General features: G+C 70.0%; 21 protein-coding genes and 2 tRNA genes. 7 read left to right on the top strand and 16 right to left on the bottom strand.

Annotated features, from left to right (window positions below):
* Positions 1–30 precede the first annotated feature (30 nt).
* The 5 genes from BIU89_RS11705 to BIU89_RS11685 form a co-directional block, all read right to left on the bottom strand.
* Positions 31–690 carry an ATP-dependent Clp protease proteolytic subunit gene (locus tag BIU89_RS11705; protein WP_027464696.1) on the bottom strand — a complete coding sequence of 220 codons (660 nt, stop codon included), beginning with the start codon at positions 688–690 and terminating at the stop codon, positions 31–33.
* A 26-nt stretch (positions 691–716) separates the two neighbouring features.
* Positions 717–1,346 carry an ATP-dependent Clp protease proteolytic subunit gene (locus tag BIU89_RS11700; RefSeq protein WP_035807635.1) on the bottom strand — a complete coding sequence of 210 codons (630 nt, stop codon included), beginning with the start codon at positions 1,344–1,346 and terminating at the stop codon, positions 717–719.
* Positions 1,347–1,514: 168 nt separating this feature from the next.
* Positions 1,515–2,822, bottom strand: a complete 1,308-nt coding sequence (gene tig, locus BIU89_RS11695; protein ID WP_027464695.1) for a trigger factor — start codon at positions 2,820–2,822, stop codon at positions 1,515–1,517.
* A gap of 53 nt (positions 2,823–2,875) precedes the next feature.
* Positions 2,876–2,952, bottom strand: a tRNA-Pro gene (locus tag BIU89_RS11690).
* A gap of 58 nt (positions 2,953–3,010) precedes the next feature.
* Positions 3,011–3,322, bottom strand: a complete 312-nt coding sequence (locus tag BIU89_RS11685; protein ID WP_071246697.1) for a hypothetical protein — start codon at positions 3,320–3,322, stop codon at positions 3,011–3,013.
* A 54-nt stretch (positions 3,323–3,376) separates the two neighbouring features.
* Here BIU89_RS11685 and BIU89_RS11680 point away from each other — a divergent pair.
* Both BIU89_RS11680 and BIU89_RS18540 read left to right on the top strand, forming a co-directional pair.
* Positions 3,377–3,447, top strand: a tRNA-Gly gene (locus BIU89_RS11680).
* Between the two features lie 278 nt (positions 3,448–3,725).
* Complete coding sequence (locus BIU89_RS18540) at positions 3,726–4,517, top strand: DUF3761 domain-containing protein (RefSeq protein ID WP_254791608.1); 792 nt, start codon at positions 3,726–3,728, stop codon at positions 4,515–4,517.
* A gap of 51 nt (positions 4,518–4,568) precedes the next feature.
* Here BIU89_RS18540 and BIU89_RS11670 read toward each other — a convergent pair whose 3' ends face one another.
* The 8 genes from BIU89_RS11670 to BIU89_RS11635 form a co-directional block, all read right to left on the bottom strand.
* Complete coding sequence (locus BIU89_RS11670; RefSeq protein WP_071246691.1) at positions 4,569–4,901, bottom strand: hypothetical protein; 333 nt, start codon at positions 4,899–4,901, stop codon at positions 4,569–4,571.
* 349 nt (positions 4,902–5,250) lie between these two features.
* On the bottom strand, positions 5,251–5,541 hold the full coding sequence (locus BIU89_RS11665) for a DUF1905 domain-containing protein (RefSeq protein WP_071246689.1): 291 nt from the start codon (positions 5,539–5,541) through the stop codon (positions 5,251–5,253).
* Between the two features lie 171 nt (positions 5,542–5,712).
* The gene (locus tag BIU89_RS11660; protein ID WP_071246687.1) at positions 5,713–6,684 is read right to left on the bottom strand and encodes an endo-beta-N-acetylglucosaminidase H; all 972 of its coding nucleotides are present in this window, start codon (positions 6,682–6,684) and stop codon (positions 5,713–5,715) included.
* A 40-nt stretch (positions 6,685–6,724) separates the two neighbouring features.
* Positions 6,725–9,751 (bottom strand): alpha-mannosidase, encoded by a 3,027-nt coding sequence (locus tag BIU89_RS11655; RefSeq protein ID WP_071246685.1) that lies wholly within the window; start codon positions 9,749–9,751, stop codon positions 6,725–6,727.
* A gap of 14 nt (positions 9,752–9,765) precedes the next feature.
* Positions 9,766–11,163: a glycoside hydrolase 5 family protein gene (locus tag BIU89_RS11650; protein WP_071246683.1), complete on the bottom strand. Its 1,398-nt coding sequence runs from the start codon at positions 11,161–11,163 to the stop codon at positions 9,766–9,768.
* Positions 11,163–12,140, bottom strand: coding sequence for a carbohydrate ABC transporter permease (locus BIU89_RS11645; RefSeq protein ID WP_196783367.1), 978 nt, complete (start codon positions 12,138–12,140; stop codon positions 11,163–11,165). Before BIU89_RS11645 ends, BIU89_RS11650 begins: the two co-directional genes overlap by 1 nt.
* Positions 12,137–13,015 carry a carbohydrate ABC transporter permease gene (locus BIU89_RS11640; RefSeq protein ID WP_027464687.1) on the bottom strand — a complete coding sequence of 293 codons (879 nt, stop codon included), beginning with the start codon at positions 13,013–13,015 and terminating at the stop codon, positions 12,137–12,139. Before BIU89_RS11640 ends, BIU89_RS11645 begins: the two co-directional genes overlap by 4 nt.
* A 33-nt stretch (positions 13,016–13,048) precedes the next feature.
* Entirely contained in the window at positions 13,049–14,323 is a 1,275-nt protein-coding gene (locus tag BIU89_RS11635; protein WP_071246682.1) for an ABC transporter substrate-binding protein, read from the bottom strand.
* A gap of 118 nt (positions 14,324–14,441) precedes the next feature.
* Between BIU89_RS11635 and BIU89_RS11630 the strand changes: the two genes are divergently transcribed.
* A complete protein-coding gene (locus BIU89_RS11630) occupies positions 14,442–15,473 on the top strand; it encodes a LacI family DNA-binding transcriptional regulator (protein ID WP_071246680.1) in 1,032 nt (343 codons plus the stop codon).
* Positions 15,474–15,684: 211 nt separating this feature from the next.
* Here the strand turns inward: BIU89_RS11630 and BIU89_RS11625 are convergent, their stop codons facing one another.
* Entirely contained in the window at positions 15,685–16,197 is a 513-nt protein-coding gene (locus tag BIU89_RS11625; RefSeq protein WP_071246679.1) for a helix-turn-helix domain-containing protein, read from the bottom strand.
* A gap of 296 nt (positions 16,198–16,493) precedes the next feature.
* Between BIU89_RS11625 and BIU89_RS11620 the strand changes: the two genes are divergently transcribed.
* From BIU89_RS11620 to BIU89_RS11610, 3 genes are read left to right on the top strand one after another with little or no spacing between them, the layout of a single operon-like run.
* Positions 16,494–18,065: a sensor histidine kinase gene (locus BIU89_RS11620; RefSeq protein ID WP_083404326.1), complete on the top strand. Its 1,572-nt coding sequence runs from the start codon at positions 16,494–16,496 to the stop codon at positions 18,063–18,065.
* A 39-nt stretch (positions 18,066–18,104) separates the two neighbouring features.
* On the top strand, positions 18,105–18,767 hold the full coding sequence (locus BIU89_RS11615; RefSeq protein WP_027464682.1) for a response regulator transcription factor: 663 nt from the start codon (positions 18,105–18,107) through the stop codon (positions 18,765–18,767).
* Between the two features lie 13 nt (positions 18,768–18,780).
* The gene (locus tag BIU89_RS11610) at positions 18,781–19,638 is read left to right on the top strand and encodes an EamA family transporter (protein ID WP_071246678.1); all 858 of its coding nucleotides are present in this window, start codon (positions 18,781–18,783) and stop codon (positions 19,636–19,638) included.
* A gap of 67 nt (positions 19,639–19,705) precedes the next feature.
* Here BIU89_RS11610 and BIU89_RS18535 read toward each other — a convergent pair whose 3' ends face one another.
* Complete coding sequence (locus tag BIU89_RS18535; RefSeq protein ID WP_017886018.1) at positions 19,706–19,858, bottom strand: hypothetical protein; 153 nt, start codon at positions 19,856–19,858, stop codon at positions 19,706–19,708.
* Between the two features lie 101 nt (positions 19,859–19,959).
* The gene (locus tag BIU89_RS11605; RefSeq protein ID WP_035807629.1) at positions 19,960–20,289 is read right to left on the bottom strand and encodes a hypothetical protein; all 330 of its coding nucleotides are present in this window, start codon (positions 20,287–20,289) and stop codon (positions 19,960–19,962) included.
* Between the two features lie 146 nt (positions 20,290–20,435).
* On the opposite strand from BIU89_RS11605, the gene BIU89_RS11600 reads away from it, so the two are divergent.
* Positions 20,436–21,017, top strand: a complete 582-nt coding sequence (locus tag BIU89_RS11600) for a hypothetical protein (protein ID WP_139179009.1) — start codon at positions 20,436–20,438, stop codon at positions 21,015–21,017.
* The last annotated feature ends 3 nt before the right edge of the window (positions 21,018–21,020 follow it).

Genomic DNA, 21,020 nt, shown 5'->3' with positions numbered 1-21,020 from the left:
GGTGCGGGGCCTTCGTCGTTCCTGCTGGTGTTACTTGACGAGCGCCGGCAGGTTCTTGCGGCTGGTGAGGACCTGGTCGATCAGGCCGTACTCCACGGCTTCCTGCGCGGACATGATCTTGTCGCGCTCGATGTCGTGGTTGATCTCCTCCGGCGTCTTGTTGGAGTGCTTCGACAGTGTCTCCTCGAGCCAGGTACGCATGCGGAGGATCTCCGCCGCCTGGATCTCGATGTCCGACGCCTGACCGCCACCCTGCTGGGTCGCGGGCTGGTGGATCAGCACACGGGCGTTCGGCAGCGCGAGGCGCTTGCCGGGGGTGCCACCGGCGAGCAGCACCGACGCGGCCGAGGCAGCCTGACCGAGGCAGACCGTCTGGATCTGCGGACGGATGTACTGCATCGTGTCGTAGATCGCCGTCATCGCGGTGAACGAGCCACCGGGCGAGTTGATGTACATCACGATGTCGCGGTCGGGGTCCATCGACTCGAGCACGAGCAGCTGGGCCATGACGTCGTCAGCCGACGCGTCGTCGACCTGCACGCCGAGGAACACGATGCGGTCCTCGAACAGCTTGGCGTACGGGTCCTGGCGCTTGTAGCCGTAGGCCGTGCGCTCTTCGAAGCTCGGCAGGATGTACCGATTGGACGGAGCCGGGACGTTCTGCGCGCCACCGAGCATGGGGAGATGCATTCTCGTTTCCTTTTCTTCGGTGGTGATCAGGACTGGGCGTCGGGCTCGGCTGCGCTGGTGGGCGTCTCGCCGTCGCCGACGGTGCCACCACCGCCGATGACCTCGGCGCTCGAGGCGCGGAGGTGGTCGACGAAGCCGTACTCGAGCGCTTCCTGCGCCGTGAACCAGTTGTCGCGGTCGTTGTCCTTGAGGATCTGCTCGACCGACTTGCCGGTCTGCTCGGCCGTGAGCTCCGCCATGCGCTGCTTCATGTCGAGGATGACCTTGGCCTGCGTCTGGATGTCGGCAGCGGTGCCGCCGAAGCCACCGGACGGCTGGTGGAGCAGCACGCGCGCGTTCGGCGTGATGTAGCGCTTGCCGGGCGTGCCGGAGGACAGCAGGAACTGTCCCATCGACGCGGCGAGGCCGATGCCCACGGTGACGATGTCGTTCGGGACGAACTGCATCGTGTCGTAGATCGCCATGCCGGCGGTGATCGAACCACCGGGCGAGTTGATGTAGAGGTAGATGTCCTTCTCAGGGTCCTCGGCGGCGAGCAGCAGCAGCTTGGCTGCGATCTCGTTCGAGTTGTCGTCGCGGACCTCGGAGCCGAGCCACACGATCCGGTCTCTCAGAAGGCGGTCAAAAACACTGGGGTTCAGTGTTGCTTCGGCCATGGAAAAGCTCCCGTTCAGTTGTCGCTTGTTGTCGAACTTATCGGGTGCAACGCACCAGTTCTCGTCTGTTCGCTGTCGGCAATGCGAAGGTGCGGAAACGACGGACGGGAGGCGCGGTGCCAGCTGGCACCGCGCCTCCCGTCTTGCATGCTGGTGGCGTCGAGATCGTTACTCGGCGTCCCCTGCCGGCTCCTGCGCGACGCCCGCCGTGAAGGCGGACAGGTCGACGGCGTCACCGTTGGTGTCCTTGACGGTCACCTTGGACAGGACGGTCGCGACCGCCTTCGAACGGGCGACCTCGCCGACCATGCCGGGGATCTGGCCGTTCTGGTCGATGACCTTGATGAACTCGGCCGGCTCCATGCCGTACTGCGCGGCGGCCTGGATGAGGTACTGGGTCAGTTCCTCCTGCGAGACCTGGATCTCTTCCTTCTCGGCGATCGCGTCGAGGAGGATCTGCGAGCGGAATGCGGTCTCGCTGGACTCGGAGACCTCCTTGCGGTGCTCCTCGTCCTCGAGGCGGTTCTCCTGCTCGAGGTGACGGTGCACCTCGTCGGCGATGAGCTGCTCCGAGATCGGGATGTTGACGTCCTCGGTGAGCTTCTCGACGAGCTTGTCGCGAGCCGCGGCGCCCTGACCGAAGGTCTTGGACTTCGCGATCTGCTCCTTGAGGTCAGCCTTGAGCTCGTCGATGGTGTCGAACTGGCTGGCGATCTGGGCGAACTCGTCGTCGGCCTCGGGGAGCTCGCGCTCCTTGACGGCGGTGACGGTGACGGCGATCTGAGCGGTCTCGCCCTCGCGGTCGCCACCGACGAGCTTCGACTCGAAGGTCGTCGACTCACCGGCGGTCAGGGACTCGAGCGCCTCGTCGATGCCCTCGAGCAGGTCGCCGGAGCCGATCTCGTAGGAGACGCCGGTGGCCGAGTCGACCTCGTCGTCGCCGATGCTGGCGGTGAGGTCGATCTGCGCGAAGTCGCCGGTCTTCGCCGGACGGTCGACCGTCACGAGCGTGCCGAAGCGGGTGCGGAGGTTCTGCAGTTCCTCTTCGATCTCGTCGTCCGACACCTCGACGGCGTCGACGGTGAGCTCGTACGAGGAGTAGTCCGGCAGGTCGAACTCGGGGCGGACGTCGACCTCGAAGGTGAGGACGAGGTCGCCGGTGAAGTCCGCGACGTTCGGCAGTTCGGCGACGTCGGCCTCGGCACGGCCGAGGATGCGCAGCTCCTGCTCTTCGACCGCCTGGCGGTAGAAGTTGTCGATGGCGTCACCGACGGCGTGGTTCAGGACCTCGCCGCGGCCGACGCGCTGGTCGACGATCGCCGGCGGGACCTTGCCCTTGCGGAAGCCGGGGATGTTGATCTGCTCGGCGATGTGCTTGTAGGCGTGGTCGATGCTCGGCTTGAGATCGTCCGGCGTCACGTTCACGGTGAGCTTGACGCGGGTGTCGCTCACCTTGTCGACGGTGCTGGTGGCCAAGGGATGTTCTCCTGTTGGTTGACGTTCGTGTGGTCGGTGGTGCTCGGAGGACCTGGTCGGGGCGACAGGATTTGAACCTGCGACCTCCCGCTCCCAAAGCGGGCGCTCTACCAAGCTGAGCTACGCCCCGTTGCTTCGTGCCAGGGATCAGCCGCGCACGCCGAGGGGCGCATGCGACCCCGGTGAGTCTAGCGGTCCGACGGCGCGCTGTTCCCGGGGGTTGCCCAGTCGTCCTCCGCGGCGCGTCGCAGACCCCGCCGCCACCGGATCCCGACGGCCACCTGAACCCCGAGGGCGGCCACCGCGAGCAACAGTCCGACGACGATCCGCCAGACGTGCAGCAGCGCGTGTGCGGGCTGCGACTGCGGGTCGCCGAACAGGTCGGGGCGCAGGGACAGGACCGCGGCGGCGAGGACCACCAGCGCGTACGAGACCACCCGCGACCAGCGGATGGTGCGCTCCGCACCGGCGTCCGGCTTCGGGATGACGCGCGTCGGCATGTCGGTGCTCGTTCGTCCGCTACGATGGTCGGGCTGCGCCTGGTGCGCAGGCGCGGGGATGTAGCTCAATGGTAGAGCCCCAGTCTTCCAAACTGGCTACGCGGGTTCGATTCCCGTCATCCCCTCTCTTCTTCCTCCTTCGGACCCGCGCTTCGTCAGCTGGTGAGCGGTTGCACGCTCGGTACGAGGTTGTTCCGGTGCACCCAGCGATCAACCTCGCACCACGTGCGTACCGTGCGCTCGACCCCACCCAGAACTGGGGATGGGACGGCGGGGCTGATCCCAGGACACTTGAGCCGTTCTCGCCATACCAAGGAGCTCAGTGCCGAACCCCCGCCAGACCACAAGCCAGCGCGCGCCACGCACCCGTCGTCGGGTACCGATCATCACGTGGGTCGGCATCGTGGGAACCGCAATCCTCGCACTTGCCGGCCTCGCGTCGACCGGAATCTGGGGGATGCTGGCGATGATCGCGCTGGTCATCCTGCCCACGACGCTCTATGCCGTCGCCTTCCGGCGGTCGACCTGGCTCCGGATCCCGAGGAAGCGCGCTACTGCCGCGATCGGTGCCGGCATCGCTCTCGCCGCGCTGATCGGGTCCACCTCCGCCTACGGTGCGTCCCACCCGTTGCCAGACGCACCGGCAACAGTCGCCGCCGCGAAGACTTCGAGTGCGACGGTATCCGCGAAGCCGAAGGCGTCTCCGACACCCACGCGCACGGTGACACCCACACCCACACCGACCCCGTCGCCGACTCCGGTGGTCACCACGAAGCAGGTGACCGAGACGGCCCAGATCCCCTTCGGGTCCACGACGGTGGAGAGCTCGACGCTGGCGCAGGGGACCTCGACGGTCACGACACCCGGGGTGCAAGGCATCAACACGAAGACCTACACGGTCACCTACACCGACGGCGTGGAGTCCGGTCGAGTCCTGACGAGCGAACACGTGACGACGCCCCCGGTGACCCAGGTCACAACGGTCGGCACCTACGTCGCCCCCGCACCTCCCGCGGCGCCGACGTGCTCCAGCGGCACCTACGTCAACTCCGCCGGAGACACGGTCTGTCGGCCCGAAGCCGCTTCGAGCGCACCGGCCGGAGCCACGGCTCAGTGCGTCGACGGTGCCTACAGCTACAGCCAGTCACGGCGAGGGACCTGCTCCGGGCACGGCGGCGTCGCCACCTGGTTGTGACGCACGACAGCTGAGACGACGAACGGTCGCTCGCTCGCTCCCGAGCCTCCCCTAGAGCGCTCCGAGCGGCGCTTCTCCGACTTCCTGCCGCAGCATCCGGTAGTGCTGCTCCCAACCGGGAGTGCCGCGTCCAGCAACGTGCAGCGCGGTCCGGACGGCACCGAGCGCACGGTCGAGCGCACCGGGCTCGTCGTCCGCGTCGACACCGATCGAGAAGGTGAGCGTGCCGGTTGACAGGTCAGCGGTCAGGTCCTGGTCGTGGACGTCGTCGAGGTCGAAGAGTGCGTCCGCGATGGCGTCGAAGTCCGCTGCGAGGGCTGCGCGCGGATCGTCCGCTGCCCCGAGTTGCGCCACGCACTCGAGCCGCACGAGGTAGTTCGTCATCACGTTCTCCTGTCCTCACAGCCCGTTCGCGCGAGCCGATACTTCAGATGCACAACGTACCAGGGGTTCGACGGCGTCAAGTGGACCGTGTGCAGGTGTTCGCCGCACGGGCAGTACGCCTTGTAGTACTTCCTCCCCTTCGCGAAGCGCCATCCCCGCGCCTCTGCCCCGCGCATGACCAGTTCGATGTCCTTCTTGGGATGTCGTGGTCGTTCGACCATCGCCACCTCCCCTCCACACCTTCGACGGTAGGGAGCAGGACCGCGACACCGGGGCCCGCCGTCGATGACTGTGGGGAGGTATCGCGATCGACGGACCTGTGGAGGAGTGATGATCGGTGGCACGCGCGTCAGGGGTCGGCGAACTCCAGGGTGATCTCCGGGGAGTCGCCGAGTTCCACCCGGGCACGCTTCCGCTCCGCCGCACGCAACGGCACGAGGTACCCGCCGTCCTTCGGGAACAGCGACGTCGTCCACGTCACCGAGCCGATCGTCACGCGCGCCGGGATCACACCCCACCCGTAGGTGAGCACCGGCGCGAGGTCAGCGATGACCTCGGCGGCGTCCGGCGGCACGACGGCGAAGAAGAACGGTGACGGGCCGCGCCACTCGATCACCTCGCCGCGGAACTCGAGTTCCATGCGGCGATCGTACGGCCGCGGACCTCGCACGGTGCGAGGGGCGCCGAACTCCGTGCGAGGTTCCGCACTCGGTGCGACGGGCGCACGCTCGCACCGAGTGCGCAACCTCGCACCAGGCGAACCCGGGGCCCCGCGCTCGCACCACGCCGCGGGAGCCGGAGGACGGACGCGTCAGCGGTACGACGCGGCCTGTCCGTACAGCACCTTGGTGAAGGAGGAGACGTAGGCGGACTCGTCGCCTCCGGGCAGGTTGTACGTCATGAAGACGCCGTACCCGTCGGCCTTCGTGCGCTCTGCGAGCGAGACCGCGGTGGCCTGCGGGGTGTTCTGGATGTCGACCGCGGCGGCGGACAGCTTCGACTTCGGCAGGCCCGGGATCGTCGGCGCCGTGTAGGTGCCGTAGTACGGGTTCCAGGCGTAGTCGAGCTTCCCGCCGATCGACGGGCTCGCGGTCTTCAGGGCGTCGGACGACGGGCCGATGTCGTAGAACGAGATGATCTTGCCCGGCATGTCCGCCCGCAGGGCACTGATGAGCCAGCCGATGGACTGCTGGTTCGGCTGCGGGGTGCCGTTCACGCCGTAGTCGGAGTACTCGTCGTCCAGGTCGACGCCGTCGAGTCCGTACTTCTCGACCGTCGCCGAGACCTGCGCCGCGAAGTCCCGCGCCGCGGCCTTCGTCGGGAAGTTCGCGAGGCCGGCTCCCTGGTGGTTGCCGAGCACCGAGAGCGTGACCTTGATGCCCTTGGCCTGCAACGGGCGGATCTGCGTGGCGGCCTGGTCGAGGGTCCGCTGCACGTTCTCGTTCTTGTACAGGACCGCCTTGCCGTCCTCGTAGTTGATGTTCGCGGCGAAGATGATCGCCACGTCGAACGCGTTCGCGCCGTTCGCCAACGTGTACCGACCGACGTTGGCGAGCTCGTCGTTGTTCACCTCGACGTAGGCGATGCTCGTCGGCCCCGACTTGGCGGGCGCAGCGTGGTGACCGTGACCGTGACCGTGCCCACCGCCGCGGGACGCACCGTGCCCGTGCCCGTGGCTGGATCCGGACGAGGAGGGCGCCGCGGATGCCGCGGCGGGCACCAGTGGTGCCGCGAGCATGGCGACCAGTGCGGTCGCGATGCTGAACTTCGTGGACTGCTTCATGTGGTTCCTCCTTGGGTGGGACGGTCGGTCAATCGGTCGGTCAGTTGCGCGGGAACCGGAAGGTGCGGACCTCGTAGGCGTCGACGGCGAACGAGGACGCGGCCGCGTCGGACGACGGCTCGGCGTCCCCGAGCGGTTCCTCGAGCAAGGTCACCTCGACGGCAGCGCCGAAGGTCGTCTCGTCGGCCGAGACCGCGATGCCCCCGGTCCCCCGCTGCCCGGACGGCTCGTAGACGCGCACGACCAGGTCGCCCGACCGGTCGTCGGCGAGCTTGACACTCGACAGCACGACGTCGCCCGACACCTGCACCAGCGGCTCGAAGCCGTGCGCGCCCGTGATGGTCCGCGCGCCCGCGTTCATCCGCACGCCGGCCGAGGTGGCTCCGAGCTGGTCGGTGCCGATGACGATGCCGTACCGGTGCGTCTGCACGCCCTGGTCGGTCTCGGGGTCCGGGAACCGCGGTGCCCGCAGCAGCGACAGCCGCACGGTGGTGGTGACGTGCCCGTCGACGGCGTCGCGCGTGGTGTCGAAGCCGTGGATCGAGTCGTTCACGAGCGCGACACCGAAGCCGGGCTCGGCCACCAGCACGTAGCGGTGCATCGAGGTCTCGAACTTCGCGGCCTCCCACGAGGTGTTGGTGTGCGTCACCCGCTTCTGCGCGCCGAACTGCGTCTCGGCGACGGTGTGCTCGGCGCGGACGTCGAGCGGGAACGCCACCTTGAGGAACTTCTCGGTCTCGTGCCAGTCGGTCACCTGGTCGAACTCCAGGGTGCGGGACCCCGGCGCCAGGACGATCTCCTGCGTCACCGTCGAGTCACCGAACGCCCGGGACACGACGACCCGTGCGACCCCGGACTCGTCGACCGACGCGGTCAGCCCGGTGGTCGACACGAGGTCCTCGACGCGGTTGCGGTAGTACCGGTCGACGTCCCACGCGTCCCACATGTTCGGGAAGTCCTGGTGCAGCTGCAGCAGGTTCGCCGCCTGGCCGGCCGCGATCGCCTCGCGCCCGCTCGACAGGTCGACGGCGCTCGTCACGAGCCCCTGCGCGTCGACGATGACCCGCACCAGGTCGTTCGCCAGCACGTACCCGCCGTCCCGCTCGGTCAGGGACACGGCGGTCGCCGCCGCCACGTCGGTCGCCACGACGGCGCCCTGCGCGGGTGCACCGGCCTGGAGGAACGGGGCCGGGTTCACGACGACGGCCGCGTCCCCGGTGCCGGCGAGCGCCGAGAGCGCCTGGTCGATGATCGTGGTCAGCGCTGCGGCCGTCTCGGCGTACCGCTCGACCGCTTCGCGGTGCACCCACGCGATCGAGGTGCCCGGCAGGATGTCGTGGAACTGCTGGAGCAGGACCTGCTGCCACAGGGCGTCGAGCTCGTCGTACGGGTAGGCGAAGTCGGTGCGGGCGGCGGCGGTCGCGGCCCAGAGCTCGGCTTCGATGAGCAGCTGCTCGCACCGGCGGTTGCCCTGCTTCGTGCCGTGCTGCGACGTGAGTGTGGCCCGGTGCAGCTCGAGGTACAGCTCCCCCACCCACACGGGCGGATCGGTCAGTTCGGACTTCGCCCGGTCGAAGAACGTGTCCGGGTGCTCCCAGCGGACCTTCGCGCTGCCCTCGAGGTCCGCCAACCGTGCGGCGGTGCCGGTCATCTCGCGGGTGGTGCCACCGCCGCCGTCGCCCCAGCCGACCGGGGCGATCGAGCCGGTCGCGAGTCGGTTCTCGCGGAACTGGCGGGAGGCCTTCGCGACCTCGCTGCCGGACAACCGCGAGTTGTAGGTGTCCATCGACGGGAAGTGCGAGAACACCCGCGACCCGTCGATGCCCTCCCACAGGAACGTGTGGTGCGGGAACTTGTTGACCTGGTTCCACGAGATCTTCTGCGTGAAGAACCACTCGAAGCCCGCACGGCGCATGAGCTGCGGCAGCGCCGGCGAGTACCCGAAGCTGTCCGGCAGCCAGACGCCCTTGGGTCGGATGCCGAACTCGCGCTCGAAGAACCGCTGGCCCTGCGAGAACTGCCGGACGATGCTCTCGCCGGTCGGCATCACGGTGTCGGACTCGACCCACATGCCGCCGATCGGCAGGAACCGGCCGGCCTCGACCGCGGCCTTGACGCGGGCGTAGACCTCGGGGCGGTGCTCCTTGATCCACGCGTACTGCTGCGCGCTCGACATGCCGTACAGGAAGTCGTCGGTCTGGTCGATGAGCTCGGTCATGGTCGATGTGGTGCGGGCGACCTTGCGGATGGTCTCGCGCACGGGCCAGAGCCAGGCGGAGTCGATGTGGGCGTGCCCGACGGCCGAGATCGTGTGCGCCGAGGCCTCGGCAGGAGCGGCCAGCACCTCGGCGAGCGCCGCACGGGCGTCTCCGGCGGTCTCCGGGATGTGCTGCAGGTCGAGCGCGTCGAGGGCGTCGTCGAGGGCCTGCAGGATCCGCATGCGTCGGGGCCCGGCGGGCAGTTCGGCCTGCAGTTCGAGCAGGACGTCGATGTCGAGGGCGAGTTCGTGCACCTCGGACTCGAAGACGGCGAGCTCCATCCGGCGGGTGGCGTAGAGGCGCTTCGAGGACGAGGTCTGCACGTCGCCCTCCTGCGTCGGCAGGAAGGGGTGGTAGTCGAGCAGGACGGGGTTCGACGCGGCCTCGACGAACAGTTCGACGGTCTCGCCGCCCTCGGCCCGCTCGGTGACCAGGACCCACTGGTTGCGCGGGTTGATCGACTTCACGGGGGTGCCGTCTGCCAGGTAGACGAGTCCCTCGCACTGGAACCCGGGCATGTTCTTGTCGAAGCCGAGGTCGATCACGGCCTCCACCCGGCGTCCGGCCCAGTCGGTCGGCACGGTCCCGGTCAACCGGAACCACGTCGTGCCCCAGGCCGCACCCCACGGCGTGCCGACCTCGTAGGGCTCGAACGTGAGCGCGAGCCCCTCGGTCGGCGGGACCGGCTCCCCCGGCAGCTCGTGCCAGGCGACCTGGAGGGCCGTCGTGGTCGCGTGCACCGCGGGGGTGATCCGCTCGTCGAGCACCCGTCGGGCGCGTCCGGTGGTGAGGGGGATGTCGTCGTGCATGGGGCCTTCCGGGGTCAGGGCGTGGTCGCCGGGTGGGCGACGCGGACGGTGGTGGTGTCGAGGTCGGAGGGCACGTCGACGCAGCGGTCGATGCCGCGGGCGGCCAGCAGCGCGGTGTCCGAGCGCCGGGAGCGCAGGACGACCTGCGGGCCGCGGCCGTCCGGTGCGGCCTCGGCCAGGGCGAGCCAGGCGGCGGCGAACCGACCGCCGGGGGCACAGTCGGCGCGGGTGCCGTGCCGGTCGGTGCCGTCGGACAGCACGTCGTCGAGGACGAGCGCGGTGGCCGGCGGTGCGGCGCGGGCGTCGCGGGTGTGCTCGGCGCGGGCGAGGGCGGCGAACGCCTCGCCGGCGGGCTTCAGCCGTCCGTCGTTCGTGAACAGCCCGAGGTCGTACTCGAGCTCCGGGAAGTCCGCGAGCGACCGGGCGACGTCGTGCGAGCACCACCACGTCACGCCGAGCACCTGCTGCGCGTCGAGGACGTGCCGGATGGTCTGCTCGGTGAAGGCGGCGGCGTCGGCGGGGTCGACGACGTTGGTGGGGGCGCCGACCTCCTGCAGCCAGTTCGGCCGGGCGGGGTCGCGGTTCCAGGCCGCGGCGAGCTGGAGCAGGTACTCCCCGTGCCGCACCGACCCGGCTCCGAGGGCGCCGTGCAGGGCCGCCGAGCCGTTGAACACCCACGAGTGCGTGACCGTGGCGTCACCGTGGTCCGCCGCGTGCTCGGGGCCGAAGGGCTGGGCGTCGTCGTACCAGGCCGCGTCGTACTGCGCGACGGTGACCAGTGGCCCGGGGCGCGACCCGGTGGCGGGCGGGACCGTCGAGGCGGGGTCGAGCCGCGCCTCCAGGCCGACCGACACGGACGACGCGGCCGACGCCGACGACCCGTCCGACAGCCCCGCCCGCGCCGCCGCGACCATCGCCGCCGCCCACGCGTGCCCCTGCTCCGCCGTGATCGCGTGCGGTGCGGGGTGCGGCGCGTGTGCGAACTGGTTGACCTCGTTGCCGATGGTGATGCCGAGCAGGTTGGGCTTGTCGGCGACCGCTCCGGCGAGCGCCCGGACGTACGCGGCGGTCGACGCGACCACGTCCGGGTCGGTGAACATGTTGCGGCGGTGCCAGCTGTCCAGCCAGGACGGCACGAAGTCGAAGCTCGACAGGTGCCCCTGCAGGGCGTCCACGTTGACGTCGAGTCCGAACGAGCCGGCGAGGTCGACGACCGTCGCGACGTCGTCGAGGGCCTGCTGCCGGATGAGGGTGCGGTTCGGCTGGACGACCGGCCAGAGCGGGAAGATCCGCACGTGGTCGGCGCCGATCGACGCGATGGCCTCGAGGTCCCTGGCGGTGTCCGACCGCGAGAAGTCGAGCCACGAGTGGAACCAGCCGACCGAGGGCGTGTAGTTGACCCCGAAGCGCATCAGCCCTTCACACCGCCCTCTTCGACGCCCTTGAAGAAGAAGCGCTGCAGGACGGCGAAGATCACGGCGATCGGGATGAAGGCGATCATGGTGCCGGCCGCGATCATCCGCTGGTCGGTGGCGAACGTGCCCTGCAGGTACTGCAACCCGACGGTCAGGGTGAGGTTCTCGGGCGACTGCAGCACGATGAGCGGCCAGAGGAAGTCGTCCCACGCACCGATGAACGAGAAGATCGCGATGACCGCGATGGTCCCCTGCACGGCGGGCAGCGAGATGTAGCGCAGGCGTTGCAGGGCGTTCGCACCGTCCATCACCGCTGCCTGGTCGATCTCCTCGGGGATCTGCCGGAACGCGTTGAACATCAGCAGGACGTTGAGCGCCGCGATCATGCCGGGCAGGGCGACGCCGACCAGGTTGTCGGCGAGGCCGAGGTCCTTCACGGTGACGAACTGCGAGATGATCGTCGCCTCGCCGGGCAGCACGAGGGTGCCGAGGAACAGGCCGAGCACGAGCTTCCGGTGCCGCCACTGCAGACGGGCGAGGGCGAAGCCGGCCAGGGTCGCGAACACGATGTTGCCGAGCACGTCGATCGCGGCGACGAGCAGTGAGTTGCCGATGTACCGCCACACCGGGATCGCCGCGGCGACCTTCAGGTAGTTCTCGATGGTCGGTTCGGACGGGATGAACGACGGGTTCGCCGTGTAGATGTCCTCACCGGCGCCCTTGAGCGACGTGGACAGCTGCCACAGGAACGGGCCGATCGTGATGAAGAGCACCACGATGAGCAGGACGTAGCGGACGACCTTCTCGCGGGTGGACATGACGCCCCAGACCGCGCGGCGCCGCTTGCGTCCGTCGCGTCCGTTCTGCCTGGAGGCCCGTCCCGCGCCCGTCGCGCCGGTCACGTCCGGTGTCGGGCTGGCTGCCCCCTGCGCGCCGCCGATGACGGGTTCGGTCGTGCTGGTCGTGTTCGTCACTTGTCCGCCTTGCTGTTCATCCGGGCGAGGGCGAGCATCGGCACGAGCGTCACGACGAAGAGCAGGAGGCTCAGGGCGGACGCGTAACCGAGGTTGCCGGTGAAGCCGCGGGCGTACTGCTGGATGAGCATGACGAGGGAGTTGTCCTGCCCGCCGGGCCCACCGGTGCCGTTGGTGAGGATGTAGAGCTCGCTGAACACCCGGAGCGCGGAGACGCACACCAGGATCCCGACGAGCGTCATGGTGCCGCGGACCCCGGGCATCGTGACCGACCAGAAGCGACGGACCGCGCCGGCGCCGTCGAGCGCGGCGGCCTCGTGCAGGTCCTTGCCGACGTTCCCGAGGGCGGCCAGGAAGATGATCATGTAGTAGCCGAGCCCCTTCCACACCGTCAGGCTGATGGCGCTGAGGAGCAGCAGCCACCGGTCGGTCAGGAACGGGACGCTGCCCTGCACGACGCCGAGGGCCTGCGCCATCTCGTTGATGACACCGCGGTCGTCGAGGATCCACGTCCAGATGAGCCCGACGACCACCGCGGACGCGATGACCGGCGTGTAGAACGCGGTGCGGAAGAACGCGATCCCGGGCAGCTTCTGCTGCACGAGCACGGCGATGAGGAGCGGGAGGACCGTCAGCAGCGGCAGGCACACCGCCATGTAGATGACGCTGTTGAGCAGCGCCTCCCACACCTGCGGGTCAGCGAGCAGGGTCTCGAAGTTCTGCACCCCGACCCACTGGCTGACGCCGCCGAGCGGGCTGGCGTTCGTGAACGACAACCGCACCGTGTTGATCGAGGGCCACAGGCTGAACGCGACGAGCCAGATCAGTGCCGGCAGGACGAGCAACCAGGGCGTGTACCAGCGGTTCGCACGCATGACGATCCTCCCTCTTCCTTCTCCGGGGCCGGATCAGCCGTTGGCCAGCAGGCTGTTCATCTTGGTCTGGGCGGTCTGCAGCGCCTTCTCGGGCGCCACCTGGCCCTTCATCGCGAGGGCGATCTGCTGGTCGAGGAAGTCCGTCATCGCGGAGTTCGCCTCGACCGGGTTGATGACCTTCGCCGTCTTCAGGGCCTCGTTCGCCAGGACCCGGGCCTCGCCGTTCACGGTGCCGTCGTCCTTCGAGAAGTACGGGTCGGACTGCGACGACGTGGTGGACGGGAAGATGTTGACCTCGTGGGCGAACGCCTCCTGGTTCTTCGCGTTCGTCATGAACTCCGCGAAGGCCTCGGCGGTGGCGAGGTGCTTCGACTTGCTCGAGACCGACAGGCCCTGCACGTAGAGCGGCGGGGTGTCGAGTGCGGGGCTGACGGTGACCTTGCCCTTGAGCGACGGGTTGTTCTTCTCGAAGTCGGCGAGCGAGGTGGCCCCACCGGTGGTCCAGGCGACCTTGGCCTGCGTGAAGAGGGTGGAGTTGCCGAGGTAGTCGCTGTTCAGCACGTTGGAGGGCATGTAGCCGTCCTGGTACGCGTCCTTGTAGCGGTCGATCAGGTCGGCGGCCTTCGACGAGTCGGCGAAGGTGAACTTCGTGCCGTCGGCGTTGAGCACCTTGACGCCGGCGAGCGTGAAGTCACCGAGGCCGGGCTTCCGGCTCATCAGGTAGTCGGTCGGGCAGTTGTCGTGCATGGTCTTCGCCTGCGTGAACAGCTCGTCGGTGGTCTTCGGCGGGTTCTTCGCGTCGAGACCGCACTTGGCGAACATCGTCGAGTTCCAGTAGTTCACGTCGGTGTTGAGGTACCAGGGGTACCCGAACGTGCCGTCCACTCCCTTGTACTTGTAAGAGTCCAACGCGCCGGCGACGTACGTGCTGGCGAGCTTCGAGTCGTCCTTCGCGACGTCCTGCAGGAACCCGCGCTTCGCGAGCGGCAGGGCGATGTCCGGCGGCAGGTTGATCACGTCGGGCAGGCTGTTCGACGAGGCCTGGCTGAGCACCTTGTCGGCGTACCCGTCCCCGGGCTGGTCCTGCAGCTTGACCTTCGCGTCCGGGTGGGCCTGCTCGAAGTCCTTGATGACCCCGTTGAGGTACCCCGTGTAGGTCGGCGTGAGCGCCCAGGTCTGCAGGGTGATGGTGCCGCTGATCTCGCCGCCGCCGTTGTCGGCCGCGTTCCCGCCGCTCGAGCAGCCGGTCAGGACGAGCGCCGTGGCGGCGGCCGTCGCGAGCAGCGCGGTGGCGCGGCCCCTCGTCATGCGTGTGGTGGTCCTCATGGCGTCTGACTCCCTCGTCATAGCTGAACCGGTTCAGCACCAGTCACCGAACCCGTGTGTGGCAGCCACTGTGGATGACTAAAGCGCTATAGTCAACCCCGTGGCCACCAAGCGTCGAACGACGATCGCCGACATCGCCGCGCGGGCCGGTGTGTCCATCAGCGCGGTGTCCTTCGCGTTGAACGACCGCCCCGGTGTCTCCGACGAGACCCGTCGCCGCGTGCGCGAGATCGCCCGCGAGCTGGACTGGCAGCCACACACCGCGGCCCGGGCACTCGGCGGCGCGAAGGCCGGTTCCATCGGGTTCGTGCTGAACCGCCCGGCCCGGACCCTGGGCACGGAGTCGTTCTTCGGCGACCTGATCTCCGGCATCCAGCTCGGGCTCGCCGGCACCCACGTCGGCATGAACCTGCTCGTCGCGCGTGATGCCGAGGAAGAACTCGAGACCTACCGGGACTGGTGGCGCGGACACCGTGTCGACGGCGTGATCGTGATCGACCCCCGTCGCGACGACGCCCGGCTCGCCCTGCTCGCCGACCTCGGCATGCCGACCGTCGTCGTCGGCTCGCACCCCTCCCCCGACGGCGCAGCACCCACGGTCTGGATCGACGACTCGGACGCCACCGACACCGTCCTGCGGTACCTGCACGCCCTCGGCCACCGACGCATCGCGCACGTCGCCGGACGGCCCGAGTTCGAGCACACCGCCATGCGCATGGACCGGCTCCGGGCGTTCGCTGCCGACGAGGGGCTCGACGACGCGGTCTCGGTGCCGACGGACTACTCGGCCGAGGCCGGCGCGAGCGCCACCCGTACCCTGCTGTCGAGGAGCGTCCGACCGACCGCGATCGTCTACGACAACGACGTGCTCGCCGTCGCCGGGCTGGGCGTGGCGAGCGAGATGGGCGTCGCGGTGCCCGGCGACGTCTCGATCGTGTCCTTCGACGACTCGGCGATGATCCGGCTCGTCCGGCCGGCGATCACCTCGCTCACCCGCGACACGGTCGAGCTCGGACAGCGTGCGGCGACCCTGCTGCGCGCGCAGATCGACGCCAGCGCCCCGCTCCCGTCCCGCCCGGGCCCCTCGCTCACCCTGAGCGTCCGCGAGTCCACCGGCCGCGCCCCCGCCTGACCTGCGCCGGAGGTCGGCCCCGACGACTCGCTCCCGCCGCTGCCGCTTCCGAAGCGCGGCGCGGCTGCCTGCATCTGGCGCACACACCGGTCGGCGACGGGACGACGTGGTCTTCTCCGCGCCGTGACGGTTCTGGTTCACGAAACCCGAGGATCGTGAACCGGAACCGTCATCGATGCGAAGCGGAACCTCCTTCCCCCGCCCTCGACGGTCACCGGCGATTCGTCGGGGGTCGGACCCGCTCGAGGGCCCGTCGCATAGACGACGTCGTACTGAAGCCGAAGCGGGTCGCGACGTCGGACGGGCGGTCTCCACGGCTGAGCGCGCTCCGGACGGCGAGACTGCGGTACCAGCGGCCGAGCTGCGCGGGCGAGCATCCCGTCGCTGCGACGCACCGGCGCTCGAGGGTGCGCTCCGACATGTCGATGCCGACGAGGAGCTCCCGCACGGATGGTCGACCGGCGGGATCGAACAGGCGATCGAGGACCCGCGCGAGACTGTTGTCGCCGAGCATCGGGGGCGGGTTGTCGCGGAGCACCGTCGTGACGACGAGTCCGGCGAGGGCCTGCTGCTGCGCGCCGTGCCACCTCCCGCCGTCGAGGTGCCCGACGTGGCGCAGCGCGAGGCCGACGTCGGGCGAGGGCGCACCGGGTGGGCCGGTGCTCGCGAGGGGTGGGAGTGCGAGGACCTCGTCAGCGAGGGGGCCGAGCGTTGCGGTGCCCACGAGGACACCGGTGAGCGCGAAGAGTGCCTCGTGCGGGAACGCGTACGTCTCCGCGGCCTGGGGTCGACGTCGAGCGTCCAGGCCTCGTCGTCGGACCGGACCTCGGTGCCCGGCCCCACCTGGAGCCCGACGGCGTCGATCAGTGCTCGGAGCGCGTCACCCATCCGACGAGCGTGATCCACGGGCACGATGAGCGGGCGTGGATCGGGTGGCCTGTGGAAGAGGGGGGATAACCCCACCCGGGGTGGGGAGAGGGCAGGATGGGGGAACGGCTCCGCGATCGCGAGGCTGGATGCATGACCGACACCGACCGCCTCGACCAGGCGCGAACCGTCCCGCTGGACGACGTCACGCCTTCGCCCGACCAGGCCCAGACCGTCCCGCTGGGCGACTCCGTGCCCCCTGGAGCCACCAAGCCGATGCCCCAGTACCCGCGCCAGCACCACCAGGACCCCCAGGACGCCCCGCAGTCCCCGCCGGCGTCGTGGAGCGCCACCCCGCGGGTCGGGTCCGGCCCGGTCGGTGGTTCCGGTCGCGGGTCCGGCATGACCGCCGGGCAGTTCTACCGCGACGCCTGGAAGCGCCTGCCGCGGGACTTCGGCTACATGGCGCTCACCGCCGTGCTGCTCTGCACGCTGTACTTCGCGTTCCCGACGGCGATCTTCGGTGGCGGGTTCCGGGACCTGTTCAACCCCTTCGTCCTGCTCATGTTCTTCATCGCGCTGTTCGTGGCGCGGTGGCTCGGACAGTTCGAGAAGCTCCGCATGAGCTGGGCCGACCCGAGACCGATCCGCCCGGTGGACTGGACGCCCCGCTGGCAGCAGAACTGGTGGACCCGCACAGGGTCGGCCGTCGCCAACCCGCACTACTGGCTCTACCTGCTGCACGCCGCGGTCGTGTACCCGCTCGTCGCGGTCGTGACCGTCGGGGCCGGCGCACTGCTGATCCTCGGGTTCACCTGGCCGGTCGTCGTGGCGGGTGCCTGGGCGTTCGGCGGTGTGGGTGGGCTGTCGTACCCGAGCTGGGACTACGGCGTGGTGGTCGGCATCGGTGTCGCCGGGTTGCTGTCGATGGCCGCCTCGGTCGTGCTCTTCCCGCTCTGGGCCCGCGGGTCCGTCCTGGCGCACTACTGGGTCGACTTCGGCCTGCTGGGCGGCTTCCGGGCCGAGCAACTCGAGCAGCGGGTCGCCGGTCTGCAGGCCTCCCGCGCCGGTGCCGTCACCGCCGAGGGGCAGGCACTCCGCCAGATCGAGCGCGACCTGCACGACGGCCCGCAACAGCGGCTGGTGCGACTCCGCATGGACCTGTCCGCCGCCGAGCGCGCCTTCGAGAAGGACCCCGAGAAGGCCAAGCAGCTCATCGGTGAGGCATCCGAGCACGCCCAGGACGCCCTCGACGAACTGCGCGCACTGTCACGCGGCTTCGCTCCGCCGATCCTGCTCGACCGCGGACTCGTCGCGGCACTCGAGGCACTGGTCGCCCGCACCCCGATCCCGGTGGGCCTGGACGTCCGGCTGCCCGAGGGCCTGGAGCTCGCCACGGAGATCCAGCGCAACGTGTACTTCACGGTGAGCGAGCTCCTGACGAACACCATGAAGCACGCCGGCGCCACCACCGCCGGGGTGTACCTCGGCCTGGTCGTCGACGCCTCGGGCCTCTGGTACCTGACCGTCAGCGTCACCGACGACGGTCGGGGCGGCGCACGACCACAGCAGGGCCACGGGATCGAGGGTCTGATCGGCCGTATGCGGGCCCTCGACGGCGACCTGGTCGTCTCGAGCCCCGAGGGCGGCCCGACCGAGGCCACCGCCCGGATCCCCCTCGGTGCCCTGAACGGCGTCCCGACGGCCGCGAACCAGCGGTCGTGACCCCACGGGAGCGTCCGCGCTCCCACTAGGCTGGTCGGCATGACAGACGGCCCGGATGCAGCACGCATCCGGGCCGTCGTCGTCGACGACGCCGTCCTGCTGCGCGAGGGCCTGGCCCGCGTGCTCGACGAGGCCGGCATCGACGTCATCGGGCAGTACTCCGACGCCCGGGCCTTCCTGGCGACCCTGCCCGAGGGTGCACCCGACGTCGTGGTGATGGACGTGCGGATGCCGCCGACCTTCACCGACGAAGGCGTCCGCGCCGCCGTCGAGACCCGCCGGATCGCCCCACGGACGGGCGTGCTCCTGCTCTCCCAGTACGTCGAGGCCACCTACGCCGAGGACGTCCTGGCCGCCGGCGCGACCGGCATCGGCTACCTGCTCAAGGACCGCGTCACCCGGCTCGAGGAGATCGACGACGCCGTCCGCCGCATCGCCGCCGGGGGCACCGTGCTCGACCCCGAGGTCGTCACGCAGCTGATGAGCCGCCGCCGCGACCCGCTCGCAGCCCTGACCCCGCGCGAGCGTGACGTGCTCGGGCTGATGGCCGAGGGCCGCACGAACGCCGCGATCGCCCGCGCCCTGGTGATCGGCACCGGTGCCGTCGAGAAGCACGTGTCGAGCATCTTCGGCAAGCTCGCACTCGAGGACACCGGAGAGGACCACCGCCGCGTCCTCGCCGTCCTCGCCTACCTCGGATGAGCCGAGCCCGAGGATGAACCGGGTCCCCGCGCCCCTGCTGGCCCTCACCGCGATGGTGTCCGTCCAGCTCGGCGCCGCGATCGCGAAGACCCACTTCGACGACGTCGGCGCCGTCGGGGCCGCCACGCTGCGGCTCGTCATCGGCGCCGTCGTGCTCGCCCTGGTGATCCGCCCCCGAGTCCGGCACTGGACGCGGGCGCAGTGGCTCGGTGCGGCCGGCCTCGGCCTGGCGCTCGGCGGCATGAACGTCTTCATCTACCTGTCGTTCGCGAGCATCCCGATCGGGGTCGCCGTGACGATCGAGTTCCTCGGGCCGCTCGCCCTGTCGCTCGTGCACACCCGACGCTGGCGCGACGCACTGTGGGCCGTGCTGGCGCTCGCCGGGGTCGTGCTGCTCGGCGTCGGCCCGACCGCGGTGACCGAGGTGGGCGGGGTCGTCTGGGCCGTCCTGGCCGCCGGGTGCTGGGCGGGCTACATCGTGATGAACCGGCACGTCGGCGCCGCGATCCCCGGCGTCGACGGGCTCGTCGTGTCGATGATGGTCGCGATGCTCGTGTCGTTGCCGTTCGGGCTCCGGTCCGCAGTCGACGGCGTCCTGCGCGAACCGACGCTCCTGATCGTCTTCGGTGCCGTCGCCGTGCTGTCCAGCGTGCTGCCGTACGCCCTCGAGATGCTCGCGCTCCGCCGGATGCCGACGCGGGTGTTCGGCGTGCTGCAGAGCCTCGGCCCGGCGATCGCCGCGCTGGCCGGCCTGGTTGTGCTGGCCGAGGGGCTGTCGGTGCTCGAGACGGTCGCCCTGGCGTGCGTCACCGCGGCGAGCGTCGGCGTGACGCTGTCGGCGCGTCGCCGACGCGGCGGACCGGTGGGGTGAACGAAGAGGAGGCCCGGATCACGTCCGCTGACGGCGGTGCGTGATCCGGGCCTCCTGAGAAGACCGTCTACTCGTCGCGCAGGAAGTCTGCGTACGTGGGTTCCGACTGCTCGCCCGACAGCAGGGCCGGATCGTTGATCCGACGCTCGACGTAGGCGCTGATGACCTCGGGCGGGGTGAGCACGTGGGCGACCCAGGACGGCACCGCTGCGTTCTTCATGGTGCCTCCTTCTGGGACAGGGGTCCGGACCGAATGCCTCGATCAGTGAGTTACTTGCTGACCCCGTGTTCGCTAAACCATCCTCGGGGTGCGGGCGGAAGTCAACGCAGTGCGTTCTGCGGACTCCGGTTCGCGCTGTCCCGGTCGGCACGGAGCGTGCGGTGCTTCACCGCGGAGCGCCACACCCACGCCTCGGCCTGCTGCCCGAACTGCGCCCACTCCACCAGCACGGCATCGCGGGTCCAGCTCTTCGCGAAGGCCTTCACCCGGACGTGGAAGGTCGGGAACTGGATCCACGCCCAGACCGGCTTCGGGGTGACGGCGTGGCAGACGTCACCGCCGCGGGCATCCTCGGACAGTGAGTACGCGCGCGGACGCTCGACCTCCGGGTGTTCCGGGGGCTGCCACCGGTTCTCGCGACGCCGTCCCACGACGGTATTCGAACGTGTGTTCGAACGACAGTCAAGTCGACCGCGTCGTGTGGACGAGCACCCGGGGCCGGACGGGCGTGTCGTCGGGGCGCCGAACGGTGGGGAGCGTGTTCCGCTGGCGGGGTCCCGGGGCATAGGGTGCGGGCATGCAGAGCAGCACGGGGGTACGGGTGGTGTCGGCGGCCGCGGTGGTGGCGGCGCTGGTGGTCGGGGCGGCCGGACTGGTGGGGACGGTCTGGTTGGCGCCCTGGGACCTGCCCCGCGGGTTGCTCCTCGGCGCCACGGTCGTCGCCGGCATCGCCGCAGTCGTCGTGCTCGCCGCCGCGGTGCGCGCTCGGGACCGCCGAGCGCTCACGTTCGCGGTGTCCGTGCTCGCGTTCGCGCTCGTGTCACTGGTTCCCGGACTGTTGATCGACGTGTTCCTCGTCGTCGCGCAGGCGGCGCTCGTGGCCTTCGGTGTCGTCACCGTCCGGAGTGAACCGGGTGTGCAGCGGGCCTTCGGGTGGATCGTCACGGTGGCGGCCGCGGCGTGGTTCGTCACCGCACTGCTGTCGGAGACCGTGCTCCTCACGGCGCTCCCGCAGGAGTCGCTCGGCGTGGCCATCGCGGTCCCGGGGCTGCTGCAGACCGTCGCGTACCTGGCCGCGGCGGTGCTCGTCGCGGTGCCGCTGCTGCGCCCGGTGGGCCGCGGTGTCGGCGTGCTGTGGGCCTCGGCCGAGGTGCGCTGACCC

Origin of the sequence: Curtobacterium sp. MCBA15_005, assembly GCF_001864855.1 — a bacterium.
GTDB lineage: Bacteria > Actinomycetota > Actinomycetes > Actinomycetales > Microbacteriaceae > Curtobacterium > Curtobacterium flaccumfaciens.
This window is presented reverse-complemented; position numbering and strand designations above follow the sequence as displayed.

Excerpts from the sequence above, each read along its gene's own strand:
- BIU89_RS11700 (WP_035807635.1), bottom strand. The coding sequence starts at position 1,346 with ATGGCCGAAGCAACACTGAACCCCAGTGTTTTTGACCGCCTTCTGAGA.
- BIU89_RS18535 (WP_017886018.1), bottom strand. The coding sequence starts at position 19,858 with ATGAAGAACGCAGCGGTGCCGTCCTGGGTCGCCCACGTGCTCACCCCG.
- BIU89_RS11650 (WP_071246683.1), bottom strand. The coding sequence starts at position 11,163 with ATGCGCTTCGGGGTCAACTACACGCCCTCGGTCGGCTGGTTCCACTCG.
- BIU89_RS11670 (WP_071246691.1), bottom strand. The coding sequence starts at position 4,901 with ATGACGAACTACCTCGTGCGGCTCGAGTGCGTGGCGCAACTCGGGGCA.
- BIU89_RS11600 (WP_139179009.1), top strand. The coding sequence starts at position 20,436 with ATGCAGAGCAGCACGGGGGTACGGGTGGTGTCGGCGGCCGCGGTGGTG.
- BIU89_RS11665 (WP_071246689.1), bottom strand. The coding sequence starts at position 5,541 with ATGGAACTCGAGTTCCGCGGCGAGGTGATCGAGTGGCGCGGCCCGTCA.
- BIU89_RS11620 (WP_083404326.1), top strand. The coding sequence starts at position 16,494 with ATGACCGACACCGACCGCCTCGACCAGGCGCGAACCGTCCCGCTGGAC.
- BIU89_RS11635 (WP_071246682.1), bottom strand. The coding sequence starts at position 14,323 with ATGACGAGGGGCCGCGCCACCGCGCTGCTCGCGACGGCCGCCGCCACG.
- BIU89_RS11615 (WP_027464682.1), top strand. The coding sequence starts at position 18,105 with ATGACAGACGGCCCGGATGCAGCACGCATCCGGGCCGTCGTCGTCGAC.
- BIU89_RS11640 (WP_027464687.1), bottom strand. The coding sequence starts at position 13,015 with ATGCGTGCGAACCGCTGGTACACGCCCTGGTTGCTCGTCCTGCCGGCA.
- BIU89_RS11705 (WP_027464696.1), bottom strand. The coding sequence starts at position 690 with ATGCATCTCCCCATGCTCGGTGGCGCGCAGAACGTCCCGGCTCCGTCC.
- BIU89_RS11685 (WP_071246697.1), bottom strand. The coding sequence starts at position 3,322 with ATGCCGACGCGCGTCATCCCGAAGCCGGACGCCGGTGCGGAGCGCACC.
- BIU89_RS11655 (WP_071246685.1), bottom strand. The coding sequence starts at position 9,751 with ATGCACGACGACATCCCCCTCACCACCGGACGCGCCCGACGGGTGCTC.
- BIU89_RS11660 (WP_071246687.1), bottom strand. The coding sequence starts at position 6,684 with ATGAAGCAGTCCACGAAGTTCAGCATCGCGACCGCACTGGTCGCCATG.
- BIU89_RS11610 (WP_071246678.1), top strand. The coding sequence starts at position 18,781 with ATGAACCGGGTCCCCGCGCCCCTGCTGGCCCTCACCGCGATGGTGTCC.